Annotated in this window: 17 protein-coding genes, 1 pseudogene and 1 riboswitch; of the genes and pseudogenes, 9 read left to right on the forward strand and 9 right to left on the reverse strand. The window is 68.8% G+C overall.

Annotated elements, in window-relative coordinates:
- Positions 1–10: 10 nt before the first annotated feature.
- The 8 genes from ABZT93_RS29020 to ABZT93_RS29055 all read right to left on the reverse strand — a co-directional run bounded on the left by ABZT93_RS29020 (position 11) and on the right by ABZT93_RS29055 (position 8,535).
- Positions 11–1,450 (reverse strand): NAD-dependent succinate-semialdehyde dehydrogenase, encoded by a 1,440-nt coding sequence (locus ABZT93_RS29020; RefSeq protein ID WP_356110233.1) that lies wholly within the window; start codon positions 1,448–1,450, stop codon positions 11–13.
- Positions 1,447–2,634: a CoA transferase gene (locus ABZT93_RS29025; protein WP_356110235.1), complete on the reverse strand. Its 1,188-nt coding sequence runs from the start codon at positions 2,632–2,634 to the stop codon at positions 1,447–1,449. Before ABZT93_RS29025 ends, ABZT93_RS29020 begins: the two co-directional genes overlap by 4 nt.
- Positions 2,627–3,637: a hypothetical protein gene (locus ABZT93_RS29030; protein ID WP_356110238.1), complete on the reverse strand. Its 1,011-nt coding sequence runs from the start codon at positions 3,635–3,637 to the stop codon at positions 2,627–2,629. The genes ABZT93_RS29025 and ABZT93_RS29030 overlap by 8 nt, the downstream gene beginning before the upstream one ends.
- Entirely contained in the window at positions 3,634–4,458 is an 825-nt protein-coding gene (locus ABZT93_RS29035) for a CoA ester lyase (protein ID WP_356110240.1), read from the reverse strand. The genes ABZT93_RS29030 and ABZT93_RS29035 overlap by 4 nt, the downstream gene beginning before the upstream one ends.
- Entirely contained in the window at positions 4,455–5,675 is a 1,221-nt protein-coding gene (locus ABZT93_RS29040; protein ID WP_356110243.1) for a cytochrome P450, read from the reverse strand. Before ABZT93_RS29040 ends, ABZT93_RS29035 begins: the two co-directional genes overlap by 4 nt.
- A 21-nt stretch (positions 5,676–5,696) precedes the next feature.
- Positions 5,697–6,743: a PDR/VanB family oxidoreductase gene (locus tag ABZT93_RS29045; protein WP_356110246.1), complete on the reverse strand. Its 1,047-nt coding sequence runs from the start codon at positions 6,741–6,743 to the stop codon at positions 5,697–5,699.
- A gap of 153 nt (positions 6,744–6,896) precedes the next feature.
- Positions 6,897–7,676 (reverse strand): maleylpyruvate isomerase family mycothiol-dependent enzyme, encoded by a 780-nt coding sequence (locus tag ABZT93_RS29050; protein WP_356110249.1) that lies wholly within the window; start codon positions 7,674–7,676, stop codon positions 6,897–6,899.
- Positions 7,677–7,755: 79 nt separating this feature from the next.
- Positions 7,756–8,535: a coniferyl-alcohol dehydrogenase gene (locus ABZT93_RS29055; RefSeq protein WP_356110252.1), complete on the reverse strand. Its 780-nt coding sequence runs from the start codon at positions 8,533–8,535 to the stop codon at positions 7,756–7,758.
- 215 nt (positions 8,536–8,750) lie between these two features.
- Positions 8,751–8,812, forward strand: a riboswitch (guanidine-III (ykkC-III) riboswitch).
- Positions 8,813–8,821: 9 nt separating this feature from the next.
- On the opposite strand from ABZT93_RS29055, the gene ABZT93_RS29060 reads away from it, so the two are divergent.
- The gene (locus ABZT93_RS29060) at positions 8,822–9,136 is read left to right on the forward strand and encodes a multidrug efflux SMR transporter (protein WP_356110254.1); all 315 of its coding nucleotides are present in this window, start codon (positions 8,822–8,824) and stop codon (positions 9,134–9,136) included.
- A 555-nt stretch (positions 9,137–9,691) separates the two neighbouring features.
- Here the strand turns inward: ABZT93_RS29060 and ABZT93_RS29065 are convergent.
- On the reverse strand, positions 9,692–10,315 hold the full coding sequence (locus ABZT93_RS29065) for a TetR/AcrR family transcriptional regulator (protein WP_356110257.1): 624 nt from the start codon (positions 10,313–10,315) through the stop codon (positions 9,692–9,694).
- Between the two features lie 204 nt (positions 10,316–10,519).
- Between ABZT93_RS29065 and ABZT93_RS29070 the strand changes: the two genes are divergently transcribed.
- The 8 genes and pseudogenes from ABZT93_RS29070 to ABZT93_RS29105 all read left to right on the forward strand — a co-directional run bounded on the left by ABZT93_RS29070 (position 10,520) and on the right by ABZT93_RS29105 (position 18,304).
- On the forward strand, positions 10,520–11,335 hold the full coding sequence (locus tag ABZT93_RS29070; protein WP_356110260.1) for an oxidoreductase: 816 nt from the start codon (positions 10,520–10,522) through the stop codon (positions 11,333–11,335).
- Between the two features lie 34 nt (positions 11,336–11,369).
- Positions 11,370–12,242 carry an alpha/beta hydrolase gene (locus ABZT93_RS29075; protein ID WP_356110263.1) on the forward strand — a complete coding sequence of 291 codons (873 nt, stop codon included), beginning with the start codon at positions 11,370–11,372 and terminating at the stop codon, positions 12,240–12,242.
- A 51-nt stretch (positions 12,243–12,293) separates the two neighbouring features.
- Positions 12,294–12,431 (forward strand): annotated as a pseudogene (locus ABZT93_RS29080) (VOC family protein); the annotation flags it as partial.
- A gap of 99 nt (positions 12,432–12,530) precedes the next feature.
- Positions 12,531–14,207, forward strand: a complete 1,677-nt coding sequence (locus ABZT93_RS29085) for an FAD-dependent oxidoreductase (RefSeq protein ID WP_356110266.1) — start codon at positions 12,531–12,533, stop codon at positions 14,205–14,207.
- Positions 14,204–15,679 (forward strand): ATP-binding protein, encoded by a 1,476-nt coding sequence (locus ABZT93_RS29090; RefSeq protein WP_356110268.1) that lies wholly within the window; start codon positions 14,204–14,206, stop codon positions 15,677–15,679. The genes ABZT93_RS29085 and ABZT93_RS29090 overlap by 4 nt, the downstream gene beginning before the upstream one ends.
- A complete protein-coding gene (locus ABZT93_RS29095; protein ID WP_356110271.1) occupies positions 15,676–16,026 on the forward strand; it encodes a UBP-type zinc finger domain-containing protein in 351 nt (116 codons plus the stop codon). Before ABZT93_RS29090 ends, ABZT93_RS29095 begins: the two co-directional genes overlap by 4 nt.
- Before the next feature lie 654 nt (positions 16,027–16,680).
- Positions 16,681–17,106, forward strand: coding sequence for a hypothetical protein (locus tag ABZT93_RS29100; RefSeq protein WP_356110273.1), 426 nt, complete (start codon positions 16,681–16,683; stop codon positions 17,104–17,106).
- Between the two features lie 151 nt (positions 17,107–17,257).
- A complete protein-coding gene (locus ABZT93_RS29105; RefSeq protein ID WP_356110276.1) occupies positions 17,258–18,304 on the forward strand; it encodes an NAD(P)/FAD-dependent oxidoreductase in 1,047 nt (348 codons plus the stop codon).
- The last annotated feature ends 88 nt before the right edge of the window (positions 18,305–18,392 follow it).

The raw sequence follows: 18,392 nt of genomic DNA on the forward strand, positions 1-18,392 counted from the left end.
GGTGCGGACGTCACCACTGCGTGGCGATGTACTTGGTCTCGAGGAACTCGTGGATGCCGTGTCGTCCGCCTTCGCGGCCGATGCCGCTCTGCTTGACGCCGCCGAACGGCGCCGCGGGGTCGGAGAACACGCCGGTGTTCAGGCCGACCATGCCGGACTCCAGTTGTTCGGCCACGCTCAGACCGCGCCGCAGGTCCTGCGTGAAGACGTAGGAGCCCAGGCCCATTTCAGTGCCGTTGGCCATCTCGATCACGGCGTCGTCGGAGTCGAAGGAGACCACCGGCGCGACGGGCCCGAACAGCTCGTGGTCGAGTACGGGGGCGGTGGGCGGGACGTCGTCGATCAGGGTGGGCGGGAAGTAGTAACCCCTCTCCTTGAGCGGGCTGCCGCCCAGCACCACCCTGCCGCCGGAGTCGACGGCCGACTGGACCGCCTCGGTGAGGGAGTCACGCGCGGAAGCCGAGGCCATCGGGCCGACCTGCACCGACGGCACATGGCCAGGGCCCACCTCGAGTTCGGCCAGGCCCTTGGCCAGCCGGGAGACGAACTCGTCGTGCACGGAGGCGTGGACGTAGAACCGATTGGCGGCGGTGCACGCTTCGGCGTTGTGCCGCATCTTGGCCACCAGGGCGCCGGAGACGGCCGCGTCCAGGTCGGCGTCGGAGAAGACGATGAACGGGGCGTTGCCACCCAGTTCCATCGACGTCTTCAGCACCCGCTCGGCGGCCTGTCCGAGGAGGGCACTGCCCACCCGGGTGGAGCCGGTGAAGGACAGGGCGCGTACCGGCCCGCGGGCGACGAGCTCGGCGGTGAGGGCGACGTCGCGGGCCGTGGGTACCACGTTGACCACTCCGGCGGGGACGCCCACCTCGGTGAGCAGGCTGGCCAGGTACAGCGCGGTCAGTGGTGTCTGTCGGGACGGTTTGACGACGACCGTGCAGCCGGCGGCCAGCGCCGGCGCGACCTTCCGCGTGATCATCGCGGCGGGCAGGTTCCACGGGGTCAGCAGCAGGGACACCCCGACCGGCTGGGAGATCTCGATGATCCGCCGCTCGCCGGAAGGCGCCATCCCGAGGTGGCCCGGAATGCGTACGGCTTCCTCGCTGTACCAGCGGAAGAACTCGGCCGCGTAGGCGACCTCGGCCTGGGCGTCCGTGCACGCCTTGCCGTTCTCGGCGGTGATCAGAGCGGCGAGTTCTTTCTTCGCCGCGATGATGAGTTCGAAGGCGCGGCGCAGGATCTCGGCTCGCTCCCGCGGCGCGCGTCGGCTCCACTCGGGCAGCGCGGCGGCAGCGGCCGCGGCTGCGTCCTTGCCGTCCTCGACTGTGGCGTCCGCCACGCTCGTGAGGATCTGCTCGGTGGCGGGGTCCTCCACGGGGAACGTGCCGCCGTCCGCGGCAGGACGGAAGGCGCCGTCGATGAACAGCTCGGTGGGGGCGGAGGGGATCACTGGGGCACCTCGGTGGAAGGGGGCGTACGGAACTCGTCGTTGTCGGCGCCGAGCCGGGGAACGGGGCCGGGTCGCGCGCCCCGGCCGTCGAACAGCAGGGGCAGGCGCGGCAGGCTGAGTGCGGTGCCGTCGGTACGCCGGGCCCGCTCGTCGTCGATCGGCGCGAACAGGCCGCGGTGGGCCAGCTGTTCGCAGGCCCGGACGTCGGCGATGGTCTGCACGAGGCCGGCCGGCTGCCCTGTCTCACGCAGCGCGGCGACCGCCTCGTGCCGATCCTTGTCCTTGGCCCACTCCTCCAGGAGCGGCACGATCCGGTCCGCCATGTGCTCGGCGCGCTTGAGGGTGGTGTCCAGCTCCGGGTCGCTCTCCAGTTCGGGGCGGCCCAGCGCGGCGCAACAACGGCGCCACATCTCCTCGGTCGGGATCACGATGGACACCCAGCCTCCGTCGCCGGCGCGGAAGGCGCCGACGGGACTGAACCGGTCGATGCCCCGGGTGGGGATCTCGCCGGTGTACTCGTGCAGGGTCAGCGGGCGTTCCAGGAAGGCCGCGCCGATGTCGTACATGGCGGCGTCCACGTGGGAGCCCTGGCCGGTGGCGGCCCTGCCCACGAGCGCGGTGAGGATCCCGATGGTGGCGTAGATGCCCGCCATCAGGTCCATGCTGCCCATGGGTGCCAGGCCGGGCGGGCCGTCCTGCTCACCGATGAGGCTGGACAGGCCGCTCATGCCCTGGATGACGGAGTCGAACGCGGGCCACTTCGCGTAGGGGCCGCCGTTGGTTCCGAATCCGGAGATCTCGCAGATCACCAGGCGCGGGAAGCGTTCACGCAAGTCCTTGGGGGCCAGGCCCTGACGCTCCAGAGACCCGGGCCGCAGGTTGCTGACCAGAACGTCTGCTGTCGAGAGGAGTTCCTCGAAGACCCGGCGGTCGTCGTCGGCGGAGAGGTTCAGTTCGACCGACTTCTTGCCGCGGTTGTAGGAGGCGAACCCCCCGCTGATGTAGTCGTCGTCAGGCCCGACCTTGGGGTCGTACCAGCGGCGCGGGTCACCGGTGGTGGGACGCTCCACCTTGATGATCTCGGCGCCGGCGTCGGCGAGCATCTGCGTGCAGTAGGGCGCGGCGATGTACTGCTCCAGCGAGACGACGCGAATGCCGTCCAGGAGTTCGAGGCCGTCAGCCATGGTCTTCTCCGATCGTTCCGGCAGCCAGTGCCACGGGGCGGAAGTCGAGGACCTCGACCGGTTCGCTTCCCGGCCTGCGGGCGTGTCCGCGGATGCGGAAGGCGATCAGTGCGCCACCCTCGACCGGCAGCAGTTCGTCGCAGGTGACGTGGAAGGAGAGCAGGTCGTCCTCGAAAGACGGGGCAAGGTGATCGCATGAGTGCCACCCCACGACGGCGGCCAGGCCGGGCACCAGCCGGGACAGCGACGCCTGGGCGAGTGCGACGACGTGTCCGCCGTAGACCAGGCGGCGTCCCTGCTGACCTCGGGCGGGGTCACGGTGGGCGGCGGCCTGGTTCTGAGTCAGCCGTACCAGGTCCAGGGCACCGCTGATGGAATCGCGCAGCGGATCTTCAACCTGCCAACCGACCGCGGGTAGTGAGGCCGTAGAAAGGGGGGTGAGGTCCCACTCCTTGGGTACAGCCGGCAGCAGTTCCGTCAGGCTGCGGCTGGAATCGGCGCTGCCGATATCTCCGGCCTCGATCAGGCGGTTCTGATTCCGGACGGGCAGCAGGGCCAGGCGTTCCAGTGAGGCAACCAGTTCGCCGTGCTGGTCACGTGTCTCGATCGACAGCAGCACCTTCGCCCTTCGGCCCTTGCCGTTGTCGCGGGTGAAGGCGCGGGCGACCGGAGTGACGGTCGAGGTCAGTGTCGTCCCTGTCGGGATCTGCCGGTGGAGAGTCACATCGCGGTAGAACAGGTTGGCGATGACGATCTTGGTGGCGACCGTGGACTGGCCGATGGCGACTTGAAGGGCGAGGGCAGAGTTCACGACTCGAGCTGCCCGGCCGGTGATGGCATGAGACAACGGAAGGCTGAGGGCCAATCGCGCAGGGTCTCCACTGATCGCCTGGTACTGGGCCGCGAGGCCGTCGTCGATGGTGATGGCCGGGGCGGGCGGTAGCGGTTCACCAATGGTGAAGTCGTCGCCGTACGGGCCGTCGGGGAAGGGTGAAGTGCTCATCGGTCTGTCTCCGCGAGGATGTGCTGAGCGCGGTCGATGACGGGCCTGTCGACCATCGCACCGTCCACGGTGATCGCGCCGGTGGTGGGGGCCTGCTGCACTGCGTCGACGACCCGACGTGCCCAGGCAGCCATGTCCGGCGTGGGACCGAACGCGGTGGTCACGGCGTCGAGTTGGGCGGGGTGGATGCACAGCTTGCCGGTGAAGCCCAGCGCCGCCTGCCGCGTGCAGTCCGTGTGGAGCTGCTGGGGGTCGCCTACGGCAGCCGTGGGGCCGGCGATCGAGGGGATGGCGGCGCCGGCCGCGGTGTTCACGATGCGGGCCTGTGCCCAGGAGGTGTCGTGCGCGTGCAGGCCCCCGCTGCGGGCGAGTTCGCTCCGGTAGTCCAGCTCGCCGAACATCAGGGCGCGCACCGCCGGGTGAGCCGCAGTGGCCCAGGCATGCTCGACGCCTTCAGCGGTCTCGATCAGTGCTACAAGAGGCAGCTCGCATCGGCCGGCCAGGACGCCCACGGTAGCCGGGGTGGCCTTGGGCAGGACCAGGGCGTCGATGTGTTCCGCTACGTCCTTGATCGCGGTGAGGTCGGCATCCAGGTGAGGTGAGGTGACGGCGTTGACGCGCAACCACAGTCGACGCGGCGCGGCGGCCAGCCCCTCCGCCGCTCGGACGAACAAGTCCCGGGCAGTTGCCTTGCCGGCCTCGGCGACCCCGTCTTCGAGATCGACCATCAGCGCGGAGGCCGTCGCCTGCCGGGCCTTGTCGAGGAACCGCTCGGAAGAGGCGGGTACGGCCAGTACGGTGCGGGTGAAGGGAGTCGTCATGCCGGGGTGTACCTCACCGGGAGGCGGGCCAGCCCGTTGACGAAGTTGGAGTGCAGCCGCTCGGGCTCACCACTGACCTCGATGTCGGGCAGCCGGGCGAAGAGCTCCTCGAAGAAGATGGTCATCTCCTTGCGGGCGAGCACCGCCCCCAGACAGAAGTGCGGTCCGCCGCCCCCGAAGGCCACGTGTCGGTCTTCGGCGCGGGCGAAGTCGAGTTCCCCTGCCCGCTCGATGACACTCTCGTCTCGGTTGGCGGACGTGTACCACATCACGACTTTGTCGCCCTTGGCGATTGGCTGGCCGGCGAGCACCGTGTCGCGGGTGGCGGTGCGGCGGAAGTAGCGCACCGGCGTGACCCAGCGGACGATCTCCTCGACAGCGCGCGGCGCCAGCTGCTGGAAGTCGCTCTGCCAACGGCGCCGCTGGTCGGGGTGGAGGGACAGCGCGTACATGCCCTGCCCGATGCTGGTCGCAGTGGTCTCGATGCCTGCGGTCACCAGCAGGGCGAAGAAGACGGCGATCTCGTGATCGCTCATGTGCCGGCCGTCGACCTGGGCGGTCAGCAGCTTGCGCAGGAAGGACGCGGAGTCGGAGACCTGCTCGCGGGTCAGCGCCACCAGGCTCTCGGCGTAGGCGATGATCTCCAGCATTGCGTTGTAGGCCTCGGCGGTGCCGTAGGCGGACAGCGCGGTTCCTGTGAGGGCGACGAGACGGGCGCGGTCGTCCACCGGGACGCCGAGCAGCTCGCAGATGATCTGCGCCGGGAAGTCGCCGACCATGTCCTGCATGAAGTCGCACCCGTCCTGTGCCGCGACCCGGTCGATACATCGGCGGGCGTGCAGGCGGATGGTGTCGCTGAGGGCTTCGACCGTCCGCGGGGTCAGGACCCGGTTGACTATGGCCCGGTGGTGGGTGTGCGCGGCACCGCTCATGTTGAGCATGCCGCCGAAGATGTGGACCATCTCCGGTGTCATGTCGACGATTTCGGTGCCGTGGTCGGAGGTGAAGGTCTCCTGGTCGCGGCTGACCTGGACGACGTCCTCATAGCGCACGACCGACCAGAATCCGCGGCCCCCCTCGGGGAACCAGTCGGACGGCGGCTCGTCGTGCCAGTGCACGGCCTTTTCGCGGCGCATCTCGGCGAACGCGGCTTCGATGTCTTTCTGCAGCCAGAACTCCGGCAGGGCCGGGTTGAGGGTCTGAGTCTTGTCATCCATGGGTGCGGCCTGTTCCAGGGGTCAGAGGTCGAGGGTGAGCTTTCGGGACAGGCAGCGGCCGACGCAGATCATCATCGTCTCGTTGCTGTCTCGTTCTTCGGGGGTGAGTACCTGGTCTCGGTGATCGGGGGTGCCGTCCAGGACGCCGGTCTCACAGGAGCCGCAGTAGCCCTCCTCGCAGGAGAAGGGGACCTGGGGGACGACTTCGCGTACGACGTCGATCAGGCGCCGGTCGGCCGGCACGGCCAGGGTGCGTCCCGAGCGCGCGAGCTCGACTTCGAACTCCGTGTTGGAGGCCGACTCGGTGCTGTCCGGGTCTTGCGGCTTGGCTCCGAAGCGCTCCAAGTGCAGTGCGCCCGGCGGCAGCAACACTTGGCTGAGGGTCTCGGTAGCCTGCAGCATCGGCTCGGGGCCGCACGCGTACACCGCGGTCCCCTGGGGCGCGTCGGTGAACGCGGCGGCGAAGTCCGGGTGCCCGTGCTCGTCCTGGGCCACCAGCACCACTTCTCCATGGGAGAGCGCGGCCAGTTCGATCAGCTCGTTGGTGTACGCCATCGACGAGCTGGTACGGCCTCCATAGATCAGCTTCCAGGGTGTACCCGTCGCGGCTGCCTCCTGAGCCATTGCCATGATCGGGGTGACCCCGATTCCTCCCGCGAGGAAGAGGTACCGCTCGGCCGGCGCCAGTCGGAAGTGGTTTCGGGGTCCGCGAATGGTGACCGTCATGCCTTCGAGCAGTCGGTCGTGCACTTCCGCCGACCCTCCGCGGCCTTCGGGCTCGCGAAGCACGGCAATCCGGTACTCCAGAGGCCGCTCGGGGTGCCCGCACAGCGAGTACTGCCGGACAGTGCCGGACGGAAGGACTATGTCGATGTGGGCGCCCGGCTCCCAGTCCGGGAGAGGGCCGTCGGCAGAGCGGGCGGCGGTCAGGGACAGTTCCACGATGCCTTCCGCCACCACACGGCGCCGGGTGATCGTGACCTGTCGCTCGTCGGCCGACACCGTCTGCTCGCGAGGGGAGTCCTGTTCCGTCGCGGCCATGTTCGCTCCGGCTGTCTGAGTGCTCATGAGCCGTGCCTCACTCTCTTTCGTGTACCTCTCGGCGCTGCTGCCGTCGTGCGCGCGCTCCCGTCTTGCCGGGAATGCAGGGATCAGGAATCGGTGAAGCGCCCATGAGATGCGCGCGAGACCGAATCCGTTGGGGCGAGCTCAGAAGACGTGTCAGAAGACGTGCAGGGCGTCCAACACGTCGGTCGCCAGCCTTTTGTCGCCTTCGATGTCGAGATCCGCCTCCCGCCAGGACTGCCGGTGCGTTCCCCACAGGTGAAAGGAATCGGCGGATGATGTGATGTGAGCTTCCGCCGCCGAGGAGACTCCTTGTTCGGCAGAGACCCGTTGCCCGGCGTCTGCGGGCACCAGGGTCCAGCTCCCGCCCCCGGGCCCGCTCAGCGACAGAACCACGGAGCGCGTCAAGGACGTGGCCAGCCGGGGCGGGGACATCTGCGGCAACCCGGCGAACAGCCATGCCAGGCTGGCCGACATCACCGTCTCGTCCGCCGTGACATCCAGGGCCTCAACGGTCCCTCGTGGAGCGGCGAGATCGTGGCGGAGATGGCAGTAGTGATCAAAGGCAAGCGAGTCAGCGATCAGGTGAGCCGGGTAAAGTCCCGCGTCGTCGAAGTCGACCACTTCGGACGCAGCCGGCTCTTTCTGCATCTCGGCGAGAGCGTCCAGGGTCGGCCCGAGCAGCCGGGCATAGTTTTCGAGCGTGTGACCAGGTTGTTCGCTTCGGAAAGCAGCGACCGCCACGTCGTTGCTGCGCTCGATACTGCCTGGGAACGCAACAGGCAGCGACGCCGGCTCGGTGATCTCCCGCAGAGTGCACACGAGGTGCACCAGCACATCGTGGTTGCTCCAGCCCGGGCATGCACTGGGCTGTGCCCAGCCGCTGCCGTCGAGAGTTTCACCGAGCGCGAGAACGGATCGGGACAAGCGTTCCAATGCGCTGACCCCATGAGATGTCATGGTTCCTCTCCCGACAATCGGCTGTCTTCGCCTGCTTACGGAAAAGTGCCGCCGCTCAGACCGTCACGGTCTGACCCAGCTCGAAGGCCATCTCGGCACCCGCGTCGACGACGACGTCCGTACCGTTGATCCAGCTGGACTCCGGACCGGCGAGGAAGCCGATCACCGAGGCGATCTCCTCCGGGCGCCCGTTGCGGCCGCCCGCCAGCTCGGTCAGGGGATCGAGCTCCTCGTGACCCATCGAGTCGTAGAACTCCGGCAGGAGCGGGGTCTCCACCGGGCCCGGGCTCACCGTGTTGAGACGCACATGACCGCGGTATCGCTGGGCCGCGTAGGACGTCCACACGATGAGGGCCTCTTTGCTGCGGGTGTAGGCGTCCTTGCCATTCGTCAGGGCCTCCACGCCAGCCTGCACACCGGCCTCGAAGGTCGGCGCCTGCACGAGTCGCGTGACCTGCTCAAGGTGGTTACGCCAGTACCAGCCGGCAGTGGAAGCCACGCTGACCACGGCACCCCCGGCAGTCATCTTGGGTACAAGCCGGTCCGTGAGGTGCCGGAGCCCGAAGAAGTTGACGCCCAGGACCAGCGGGACCGGCGAGGTACCCGATACACCTGCGACGTTGCACAGCACATCCACCGGTTTCCGAAGCGCTTCGACGGCGGCATCGATCGAGGAACAGTCATTGAGGTCGGTCTCGACGTACTGAGCCGTGGCACTGCCGGGCTTGCGGTCGAGCACGAAGACCTCGTCCCCTTGCGCCGCGAAACGCCGGACGACGGTGTCGCCGATCCCGGACGCCCCACCAGTGACGACGACGGTGCGAGACCTGGTCATCTTCGGTTCCCTTCGAACACCTGCGGCTCGTTGCCGCATGACCACGGCCACGGCAACTTCGGATGCACTCACGATGACATCGAGGCACCCTGGAGGCAAGAGAAAGTTTCAAAAAGACGAACTATGAGCCGACCTGTTTGCATCAAAGGACCTGTACGCACTGCTTCTATGCAGATCCAACTTGCTAACAGGTGTCGCGCATGACAGCCTGGGCCACAGAGCCCGAAAGGCTCCTGGACGAGGTGCGCCGTACCCAGCGATGAAAAGACGGCGCGGGGAGAAGGACATGGCTTGGATCGTTCTGGTGATCTCGGGCGTGCTGGAAGCCGTGTGGGCCACAGCCCTGGGCAAGTCAGAAGGCTTCAGCCGACCAGTCCCTACGACCGTCTTCGCGATCGGGCTGGTGCTGAGCATGATCGGTCTGGCCTATGCACTGCATTCGGTGCCGGTCGGCACCGGCTACGCCGTATGGGTCGGCATCGGTGCGGTACTGACCGCGACGTACGCCATGACATTCGACGGTGAGCCCGTCAACCTCGTGAAGGTCGCTCTGCTCGTCGGCATCATCGGCTGCGTGGCCGGGCTGAAACTGGCCCACTGAACAGACTCGCGGGGAGTCTGTCGATCAACAGCCTGGCCGGAGCTCATTCCGGAAATACCGTGCCCGCTCAGTGTCCCGGTCGCCGGCACGCTCGGCGGCATCCCCTGGAGAGAGGCCGTGGGACTACTACACCGAAGCAAACTTCCTCACGCGCCAGTTGGGCACGGCGTGCGTCATCGTCATCGCCTACCTGACCAGGATGCGTCCTGCCGAGGCGGCCGGACTGCGCAGCGGCTGCTGCCCCGGCCCACCGCCGGACAGCGCGGGACGCACAGGACGGCACCTGATCACGAGCACCGTGCACGAGACCGGACGCGACGACGGCGGCAATCACCGCTCCGAGGGCGAAGTCTGCGATGCCCCCTGGGTGGCCATCGCCCCCGTTGTCAACACCATCCGTGTCCTGGAACGCACGGTTCCCCCTGGGGCGCGGTTCTTCGGCCAGCCGCCCGGACGACCCTCTGGCGGCGGGTGAACCTGCGGGCCGTGTCTCCGCGGCGTCGAGGTGGGCCGGCCGCATCGGATGCCTGTGCGATGAGGCCGGCCGTGCGCTTCTCAGCTTTGGCGCGGGCGGGGCAGCAAGGCGAACGCGGTCTCCGCGATCGAGGTCAGGCGGTCGGGGCTGTGGCCGTACGCGCCTACGACATCGCTCCCGCGGATGATGGTCAGCAGAAGGTACGCGAGGTCGTCGGGGTCCGCGTCGGGGTCGATGTCGCCGTTGCGCTGCGCCGCTCGCACACACTCGGCGACCGCCGTCCGGACTACGGAGAAGCAGTCGTGGGCCAGGCGTTTCACCTCGGGGTCAGAGGCGCCGATCTCCAGGGCCATCTTGGCGGCGAAGCAGGCCGCCCCCGCCCGGTCAGACGCGGGGGGTACGTCGGCGGCGAGTGGCACCCCGTGGACGGCGCGGAGCAAGTACGCGTGCAGTCGTTCCAGGGCGCCCTCGTCCGGTCCGGCGAGCATCTTCCGCGGACCCTGCCCCAGCCGGGCGAAGTAAACGGCCATCGACTCCAGCAGCACGCCGTGCTTGCCGTCGAACGCGGCATAGAGGCTGCCGCGGCCCAGGCCGGTGGCGGCGCTGATGTCGTCGACGCTCGTGCCGTTGTAGCCCGAGGCGCGGAACTGCCGCTCGGCGGCATGGAGGACGTGGTCGCGGTCAAAGCTTCGTGGTCTCGCCATACACAGAAGGTACGGCCCACCCGCCGTTCTTGACAACCCAGTACAGAATCGTCTAGGTTTCGAACCGTTCAGTACACAACCGTCCTCGGCTCACCGGACAGGCTTGGTCCGGGCTTGCCGGACCGATGCGGACCGTGTCGACCTGAGCACAGGCGACCCCGCACAGCGCACGGCGAAGTCATGTCCAATACCGAAGGAACCACCATGCAGACAGCTTCCCCAGTGGCCCTCGTGACGGGCGCCTCCTCCGGGATCGGGCGGGCGGCAGCGCTCGCCCTCGTGGGCGCCGGCTTCGGGGTGGTCGGCACGAGCCGCAACGCGGCGAACGCCGAACCGCTCGCCGGGGTGACGTTCCTCGATCTCGAGGTGGCCAGCGACGAATCGGTCCGCTCCCTGGTCGAGGAGGTGATCGAGCGGTTCGGCCGGATCGACGTCCTGGTCAACAACGCAGGCGTGGGCGCGGTCGGCGCCGGCGAGGAGATCTCGATCAACCAGGCCAAGGACGTCTTCGACATCAACGTCTTCGGTCTGATGCGGATGACCAACGCAGTGCTGCCCCACATGCGCGCCCAGCGCAGTGGCCGCGTGCTCAACGTCGCCTCGATGCAAGGTCGGGTCCCGGGGCCCTTCATGGCCGTCTACGCCGCCACCAAGCATGCGGTCGAGGGCTACTCCGAGTCCGTCGACCATGAGCTTCGCGAGCACGGCGTGCGGATGCTGCTGATCGAGCCGGCCTACACAAGCACGAGTTTCGAGGCGAGCAGCCTGGCACCCGACTCGCCCCTGCCGGTCTACGCCGCACAGCGGGAGATCGCCCGAGACGTGCTGTCCACGGCCCTGCGCACCGCCGACCACCCGGACGTTGTTGCGAAGGTGATCGTCGCGGCCGCCACCGATTCAAAGCCCAAGCTCCGGTACCCCGCCGGCCCGATGGCCAGACGCGTCAGCCTCCTGCGCCGGATCGTGCCCTCGCGCGCCTTCGACAAGCAAATCCGCAAGCTCAATCGACTGGCCGGCTGACCCCGCAGTACACCCGGCGCCTGAGGAGACGCACATGTCCAGAACCAGAGACACCGAAGCCGGCATGAAGTTCGAACACGTCACCTTCGACCTGCCACACGGCACCTTTCACGCGCTGCAGGGTGGTGATCCCGATGGTCGACCGACGCTCGTCCTGCACGGCTTCCCGGACCATCCGCCGACGGCGAAGCCCTTCCTGGCCGAGCTCGGCCGCCGCGGACGTCACGTCGTCGCACCCTGGCTTCGCGGTTACGCGCCGTCCCCGACCGCGGGGCCGTTCGACTTCGCATCGCTCACCAGCGACGTGCTCGCGCTGATCGACCGCTGGTCTCCGGGGCGAGCCGTGGAGTTGGTCGGCCATGACTGGGGCGCCCTGCTCACCTACGATGCTGTCGTCACCGCGCCGGAGCGGTTCGAACGCGCGGTCACGCTCGCAGTACCCCACCCCCTCACGCTCCTGAGCCGGCCGCGCCTCGCTCAGCTGCGCCGGATCTGGTACATGGGGCTCTTTCAACTGCCGGGAAGCGGCTGGATAGCCTCCGCCCGCGATCTCGCCTTCATCGACCGCCTCTGGCGTCAGTGGTCGCCCAGCCTCTCGCTCGATCCAGCTCTGCAGGCGGAGCTGCACGAGCACCTGCGGGCGAGCATGCCCGCTCCCATCAAGTACTACCGGGAGATGCTGCGACCCGGCATGCTTGCGGCCTCGCGCCGCCTGTCTCAGCCGATCACGGTGCCCCTGCTGCAGCTCTACGGTGCCGACGACGGCTGCTTCCTCCCCCCGCAGGTCGACGACCGACATCGGTTCGCCGCCCCGCACGCGCTGGAGGTCGTCCCCGACGTCGGTCACTTCCTGCACATCGAGGCCCCCGAGGCGATCGCCGAACGGATCGCGGCATGGGCCCAGTAGCGGATCACTCGACCCGCACGGCGAGACCACCGGGAGGGGCGGCGCGGGGCCGACCGGCAGGCCGAGGTCGACCGGCTGCCGGCCCTCGGGGCGCGGCACGCGGACATCGGCCAGGGAGAGCAGTCCTGGACCGCACTGGTGGACCCGGAGGGCAACGAGTTCTGCGTGCTCGGCTCGCGACGCAGCTGACCGAAGCGAAGCAGGGCGACGAACATACGATGGCTGAAAGGCGGCGCGGCACCGGGCCGGCGCCGGCCGGTGATCCGATCACTCGGGGTGGGAGTTCGTATGGCACAGACCGCGGACGCTGCGCGGACCGTCATCATGACCGTGGACGACGACCCCGGGGTGTCCCGGGCCGTCGCCCGTGACCTGCGACGGCGCTACAGCGAGTCGTACCGGATCGTGCGCGCCGAGTCCGGCGAGTCCGCGCTGGAGGCGCTGCGGGAGCTGAAGCTGCGCGGTGATCTGGTCGCGGTGATCCTGGCCGACTACCGCATGCCGCAGATGAACGGCATCGAGTTCCTCGAACAGGCCATGGACGTATACCCGGGCGCCCGCCGCGTGCTCCTGACGGCGTACGCGGACACGAACGCGGCGATCGACGCGATCAACGTCGTCGACCTCGACCACTATCTCCTCAAGCCGTGGGATCCGCCGGAGGAGAAGCTCTATCCGGTGCTCGACGATCTTCTGGAGGCGTGGCGGTGCAGTGACTTCCGGCCGGTGCCGAGCACCAAGGTGGTCGGTCACCGGTGGTCGGCGCGCTCGTCGGACGTACGGGAGTTCCTGGCCCGTAACCAGGTGCCCTACCGCTGGTACTCCACCGAGGAGCCCGAGGGGCAGCGGTTGCTGGCCGCGGCGGGCGAGGACGGGCAGCGGCTGCCGGTGGTGATCACGGCGGACGGTACGGCGCTCGTCGAGCCGGAGGTGCCCGAACTGGCGGCGCAGGTGGGGCTGGCGACGACACCCACGGCCGACTTCTACGACCTGGTCGTCATCGGCGGCGGGCCGGCCGGGCTGGGCGCGGCCGTGTACGGGGCCTCGGAGGGCCTGCGGACGGTGCTCGTGGAGCGGTCGGCGACCGGCGGGCAGGCCGGGCAGAGTTCGCGGATCGAGAACTATCTGGGCTTTCCGGACGGGGTGTCCGGCGGTCAGCTCACCGACCGGGCGCGGCGCCAGGCCACGAAGTTCGGCGCCGAGATCCTCTCCGCGCGTGAGGTGACCGGTCTGGAGAGCAGCGGGGCGGCACGGCTCGTACGGTTCGGGGACGGGTCGCAGATCGCGGCGCACAGCGTGATCCTGGCGACCGGTGTGTCGTACCGGCAGTTGGAGGCGCCGGGTGCCGACGAGTTGTCGGGCCGCGGGGTGTTCTACGGGTCCGCGCTCACCGAGGCCGCCGCCTGCCAGGGCCACGACGTGTACATCGTCGGCGGCGCCAACTCGGCCGGGCAGGCGGCGATGTACCTGTCCAGGGGCGCCAAGTCGGTCACCCTGCTGGTACGCGGAGCGGACCTCACCGCCTCCATGTCGCACTACCTGATCCAGCAGATCGCCGAGTCGCCGAACATCTCGGTGCGGGCCCACACGGTCGTCGAGGCCGCGCACGGCGAGAACCAGCTGGAACAGCTGACGCTGCGCGACACGACGAGCGGGCAGACCGAACGGGTCGACGCTCAGTGGCTGTTCGTGTTCATCGGCGCGGCCCCGCTGACCGACTGGCTGGAGGGCACGGTGTCCCGGGACGAGCGCGGGTTCATCCTCGCCGGGCCCGACCTGACCCCCGACGGGCGACCACCGGCCAACTGGGAACTGGACCGGCCGCCCTACCACCTGGAGACCAACATCCCCGGTGTGTTCGTCGCCGGGGACGCGCGCGCGGAGTCCGCCAAGCGCGTCGCGTCCGCCGTCGGAGAGGGAGCCATGGCCGTGATGCTCGTACACCGTTATCTGGAGCAGTCATGAGCGGGCGGCCGATGCCGTGCAGCACGGCGGAGATCAGCTCGCTGTTCCTCTTCGAGAAGCTCAGCGCCGAGCAGCTCGACAGGCTGTGCAGCGCGGGACGGGTCGAACTGTTCGACCCCGGACCGGTGTTCACCGAAGGCGACCCGGCCACCTGCCTCTACGTGATGATCGAGGGCACGCTCGTCATGTCGCGCCGGGTGGGCGACGACGACATCGAGGTGAGCCGCACGTCCCAGCCAGGGGTGTACGCGGGGGCCGTGATGGCGTACCTCTGGGACGGAAAACCGCAGCGGTACATGAACTCGGTGCGGGTGTCGGAGCCGACGCGGTTCTTCGTCCTGCCCGCCGAATCGTTCGCGAACCTCGTCCACGAGTGGTTTCCGATGGCGGTCCATCTCCTGGAGGGGCTCGCCCTCGGTTCGCAGACCTTTCAGCGGGTCGTCGGGCAGCGCGAACGGCTGCTGGCGCTGGGCTCGTTGTCGGCCGGTCTCACCCACGAGCTCAACAACCCGGCCGCGGCCGCCGCACGGGCCACCTCGTCGCTCAGGGACCGGGTCGCGCACATGCGCAACAAGCTCAGCGCCATCGCCTCGGGCCCCTACCACCGCGACGCCCTGAAGGCCCTGGTCGACCTCCAGGAGCGTACGGCCGAGCGGGTCTCCAAGGCGCCGGCACTGAGCCCGCTCGAAGCGTCCGACCGGGAGGACGAACTCGCCGACTGGCTGGACGACCACGGTGTCCAGAACGGCTGGCAGATCGCGCCGACCTTCGTGCAGGGCGGTGTCGACGTCGACTGGCTGGAGCAGATCGCGGCGGCCGTCGACGAGGAAATTTTGCAGAGTGCCTTCGAGTGCCTCAACTACACGGTCGAGGCCGAGCTGTTGATGTCCGAGATCGAGGACTCCACCACCCGTATCTCGCACCTCGTCGACGCCGCCAAGCAGTACTCGCAGCTGGACCGCGCGCCCTACCAGGTCGCCGATGTGCACGAACTCCTCGACAGCACGCTGCTGATGCTGTCGGGCAAGATCGGTCCACAGGTCAAGGTCGTGAAGGACTACGACCGTTCGGTGCCGAGGATTCCGGCCTACCCGGCCGAACTGAACCAGGTGTGGACCAACCTGATCGACAACGCCGTCTCCGCCATCAACAGCACAGGCGGCGAAGGGACGTTGACCGTGCGCACCGCTGTGGTGCACGACCGGCTGCTGGTGGAGTTCCGCGACACGGGCCCGGGAGTGCCGGCCGAGATCCGCGGCCGGATCTTCGACCCGTTCTTCACCACCAAGCCGGTGGGCGAGGGCACGGGGCTCGGGCTCGACATCTCCTGGCGGATCGTCGTCAACAAGCACCACGGTGACCTGAAAGTCGAGTCCGTACCCGGCGACACCCGCTTCCAGGTGCTGCTCCCCCTCACCGCCACAGACCCCGACCCGGCCGCGGGCTCCGCCCCGGCCCAGGAGCCGTCATGACCAAGGACACCGGCATCGACCCCAGCGTCCCGCCCAGCGGTGCCGGATGCGTCGAGTGCGACGCCGACGGCGGCTGGTGGTTCCATCTGCGGCGCTGCGCCCAGTGCGGCCACATCGGCTGCTGCGACGACTCACCCGCCAAGCACGCCACCGCCCACTTCCGGGACACCGGCCATCCGGTGATCCGCAGTTACGAGCCCGGCGAGGCCTGGTTCTGGAACTTCGAGACGTCCGAACTGTACGAGTCCGGCCCGGACCTGGCGCCCCCGGCGAGTCACCCTACCGACCAGCCCACACCGGGACCGGCGGGACGCGTGCCGGCGAACTGGGCGGACACGCTGCGCTGAGCCCGGCCGACCAGGGCTGTCTGTAGCGGATGTCATGATTCATCTGTGCCGCAGAACCTGTTCGGCACTCCACTCTTCGGCCGATCGCGATGCCCCTGCTGCAGCTCTACGGTGCGGACGACGGCTGCTTCCTCCCCCCCCCCCGCAGGTCGACGACCGACATCGGTTCGCCGCCCCGCACGCGCTGGAGGTCGTCCCCGACGTCGGTCACTTCCTGCACATGGAGGCCCCCGAGGCGATCGTGGAACGGATCGCGGCGTGGGCCGAGTAGCGGATCACTCGACCCTCGCGGCGAGACCACCGGGATGGGCGGCGCGGGGCGGACTTGGACATGGCGTTGTTGCGGATGGCGGGATGGGGCGGATCTCCGCCCGGTGACCAGCGTGCAACCTTCAGCCCGGTCGGTGAGAACCGGCAGGTGAACGCTGCTCGTCGATGAAGGCGACCATCAGCCGTTGCGGGGGTCGAGCTCCCCGACGAAGAAGGTTGTGGCCGCCTTCAGGATCGCCACGTCCTCACGCAACCGACGGTTCTCCGCCCGCAGCCGGCGGATCTCCTCGTTCTTCTCGATCGTGACCCCGGGGCGCCTCGCCGCCGTCAGTCTCGGCCTGGGCGCCCCAGCGCCACAACGGACTTCTGTCTACCCCGACCTGCTTGGACACCGTCGGCACCGCCGCGGTATTTGGTCGGGTACTTGGCCACGGTGCTACAGCACCAGCCGGACAGAGCGTGGCACTGCGATCTTCTGCTGTTCGCCTCGGCGAGGACTTCGCCGGCATCTACGGGCCCGAAACCATCGAGCGGTTCGGGCTGCTGCCCGGCGGCATGCTCACCGAATGGGCGTCGTGGCGGTGGGTGATGTACGTGAACGCGGCCCTTCGCGGCCCCGCTCTGATTGGTGCATTGCTGCTGGTCAAGCCCGTGATCACCAAAAGGCCCAAACTCGCGTTCCGGTCATCATCTTGGTGGGCGAGGGCCGGCCTGTCGTACTTGACAACTCAGTACAGAACCTCTAGGTTTCTGACTGTTCAGTCCACAACGTTCAAGGCCCGGTCCGATCCTGACGACGGCGAGTTTTGATCGCCGTGCTGGATCTGTACATCACGAACGTCCCAAGCAAACCGGGGCCGGACTCTCCACAACAGCCCAAGGCGGTCGCCGACCACATCCTCGGCTTCCTGAACGGCTGCCCCCCCTCCAACCACCCAGAACTCGAAGGGTTGACCGAACCATGACTGACAAGGAAAGGCAGGAGGGCACGGCTGTGACGACTCCTCCGTACGCGAGCGACGCACTGGCCGAGGGGACCGTCGACGCGGTGGTGATCGGCGGAGGCGCCGCGGGACTGAACGGTGCACTGATCCTCGCCCGCTCCCGCCGCTCGGTCGTCGTGATCGACAGCGGCTCCCCGCGCAACGCTCCTGCGGAGGCCGTGCACGGCCTCATCGCCCTGGACGGCACCCCGCCGTCCGAGATCCTTCGGCGGGGCCGGGAGCAGGTGCGCCAGTACGGCGGACGCGTCGTCCACGGCGCGGTGGTCTCGGCCGAGTCCGCCGCCCCGTCGGCGGACGGAGACCTTCGGTTCACCGTCACCCTGGCCGACGGCCGCCACATCACCGCCCGCCGCATCCTGGTGGCCACCGGCCTTAGGGATGTGCTGCCACAGGTGCCCGGGCTCGCCGAGCACTGGGGACACAGTGTGGTGCACTGCCCGTACTGCCACGGCTGGGAGGTGCGCGATGAGCCCATCGGCATCCTCGCCACCGGCCCCGCCTCCATCGGCCACGCGTATCTGTTCCGTCAGCTGACCGAGGACCTGACCTACTTCACCCACGGCACCGACCTGGACGAGGACAGCCGCGCCCGCTTCGCCGCCCGCGGCATCCGCGTCATCGACACCCCGGTCACCGAGGTCGTCGACGACGAGGACGGTGCCCTCGCCGGGTTGCGCCTGGCCGACGGCCAGGTCGTGGCCCGCCGCGTCGTCGCGGTCGCCGCGCCGATGCAGGCCCGCAGCCAGGGCCTGGAAGGTCTGGGCCTGCCGATGCAGGAGCTGCCGGGCAAGGGCCGCGGTTTCGCCTCCGGCCTGGCCGGCATCACCGAGGTGCCGGGTGTGTGGGTGGCCGGCAACGCCACTGATCTGGTCGCCCAGGTCGGGGCCTCCGCAGCGGCCGGCGCACTGGCCGGCGCCGACATCAACAGGATGCTGGCCATCGCGGACACCGACGCGGCCCTCCAGGAGATTGCCGAGGCAAGCCCCGAAGCGGCCACGCGATGATCTTGAAGTCCTGAGGTCTCAGCCCGTCACCCACTCGCCTCACCTTCATCGGCGAGGAAACCGATCTATTTTCCCGTCCGGAAACCGA

This window comes from Streptomyces sp. NPDC005303 (genome assembly GCF_040607335.1).
Lineage (GTDB): Bacteria > Actinomycetota > Actinomycetes > Streptomycetales > Streptomycetaceae > Streptomyces.

Excerpts from the sequence above, each read along its gene's own strand:
- ABZT93_RS29025 (WP_356110235.1), bottom strand. The coding sequence starts at position 2,634 with ATGGCTGACGGCCTCGAACTCCTGGACGGCATTCGCGTCGTCTCGCTG.
- ABZT93_RS29030 (WP_356110238.1), bottom strand. The coding sequence starts at position 3,637 with ATGAGCACTTCACCCTTCCCCGACGGCCCGTACGGCGACGACTTCACC.
- ABZT93_RS29035 (WP_356110240.1), bottom strand. The coding sequence starts at position 4,458 with ATGACGACTCCCTTCACCCGCACCGTACTGGCCGTACCCGCCTCTTCC.
- ABZT93_RS29040 (WP_356110243.1), bottom strand. The coding sequence starts at position 5,675 with ATGGATGACAAGACTCAGACCCTCAACCCGGCCCTGCCGGAGTTCTGG.
- ABZT93_RS29045 (WP_356110246.1), bottom strand. The coding sequence starts at position 6,743 with ATGAGCACTCAGACAGCCGGAGCGAACATGGCCGCGACGGAACAGGAC.
- ABZT93_RS29055 (WP_356110252.1), bottom strand. The coding sequence starts at position 8,535 with ATGACCAGGTCTCGCACCGTCGTCGTCACTGGTGGGGCGTCCGGGATC.
- ABZT93_RS29060 (WP_356110254.1), top strand. The coding sequence starts at position 8,822 with ATGGCTTGGATCGTTCTGGTGATCTCGGGCGTGCTGGAAGCCGTGTGG.
- ABZT93_RS29065 (WP_356110257.1), bottom strand. The coding sequence starts at position 10,315 with ATGGCGAGACCACGAAGCTTTGACCGCGACCACGTCCTCCATGCCGCC.
- ABZT93_RS29070 (WP_356110260.1), top strand. The coding sequence starts at position 10,520 with ATGCAGACAGCTTCCCCAGTGGCCCTCGTGACGGGCGCCTCCTCCGGG.
- ABZT93_RS29075 (WP_356110263.1), top strand. The coding sequence starts at position 11,370 with ATGTCCAGAACCAGAGACACCGAAGCCGGCATGAAGTTCGAACACGTC.
- ABZT93_RS29085 (WP_356110266.1), top strand. The coding sequence starts at position 12,531 with ATGGCACAGACCGCGGACGCTGCGCGGACCGTCATCATGACCGTGGAC.
- ABZT93_RS29090 (WP_356110268.1), top strand. The coding sequence starts at position 14,204 with ATGAGCGGGCGGCCGATGCCGTGCAGCACGGCGGAGATCAGCTCGCTG.
- ABZT93_RS29095 (WP_356110271.1), top strand. The coding sequence starts at position 15,676 with ATGACCAAGGACACCGGCATCGACCCCAGCGTCCCGCCCAGCGGTGCC.
- ABZT93_RS29105 (WP_356110276.1), top strand. The coding sequence starts at position 17,258 with ATGACTGACAAGGAAAGGCAGGAGGGCACGGCTGTGACGACTCCTCCG.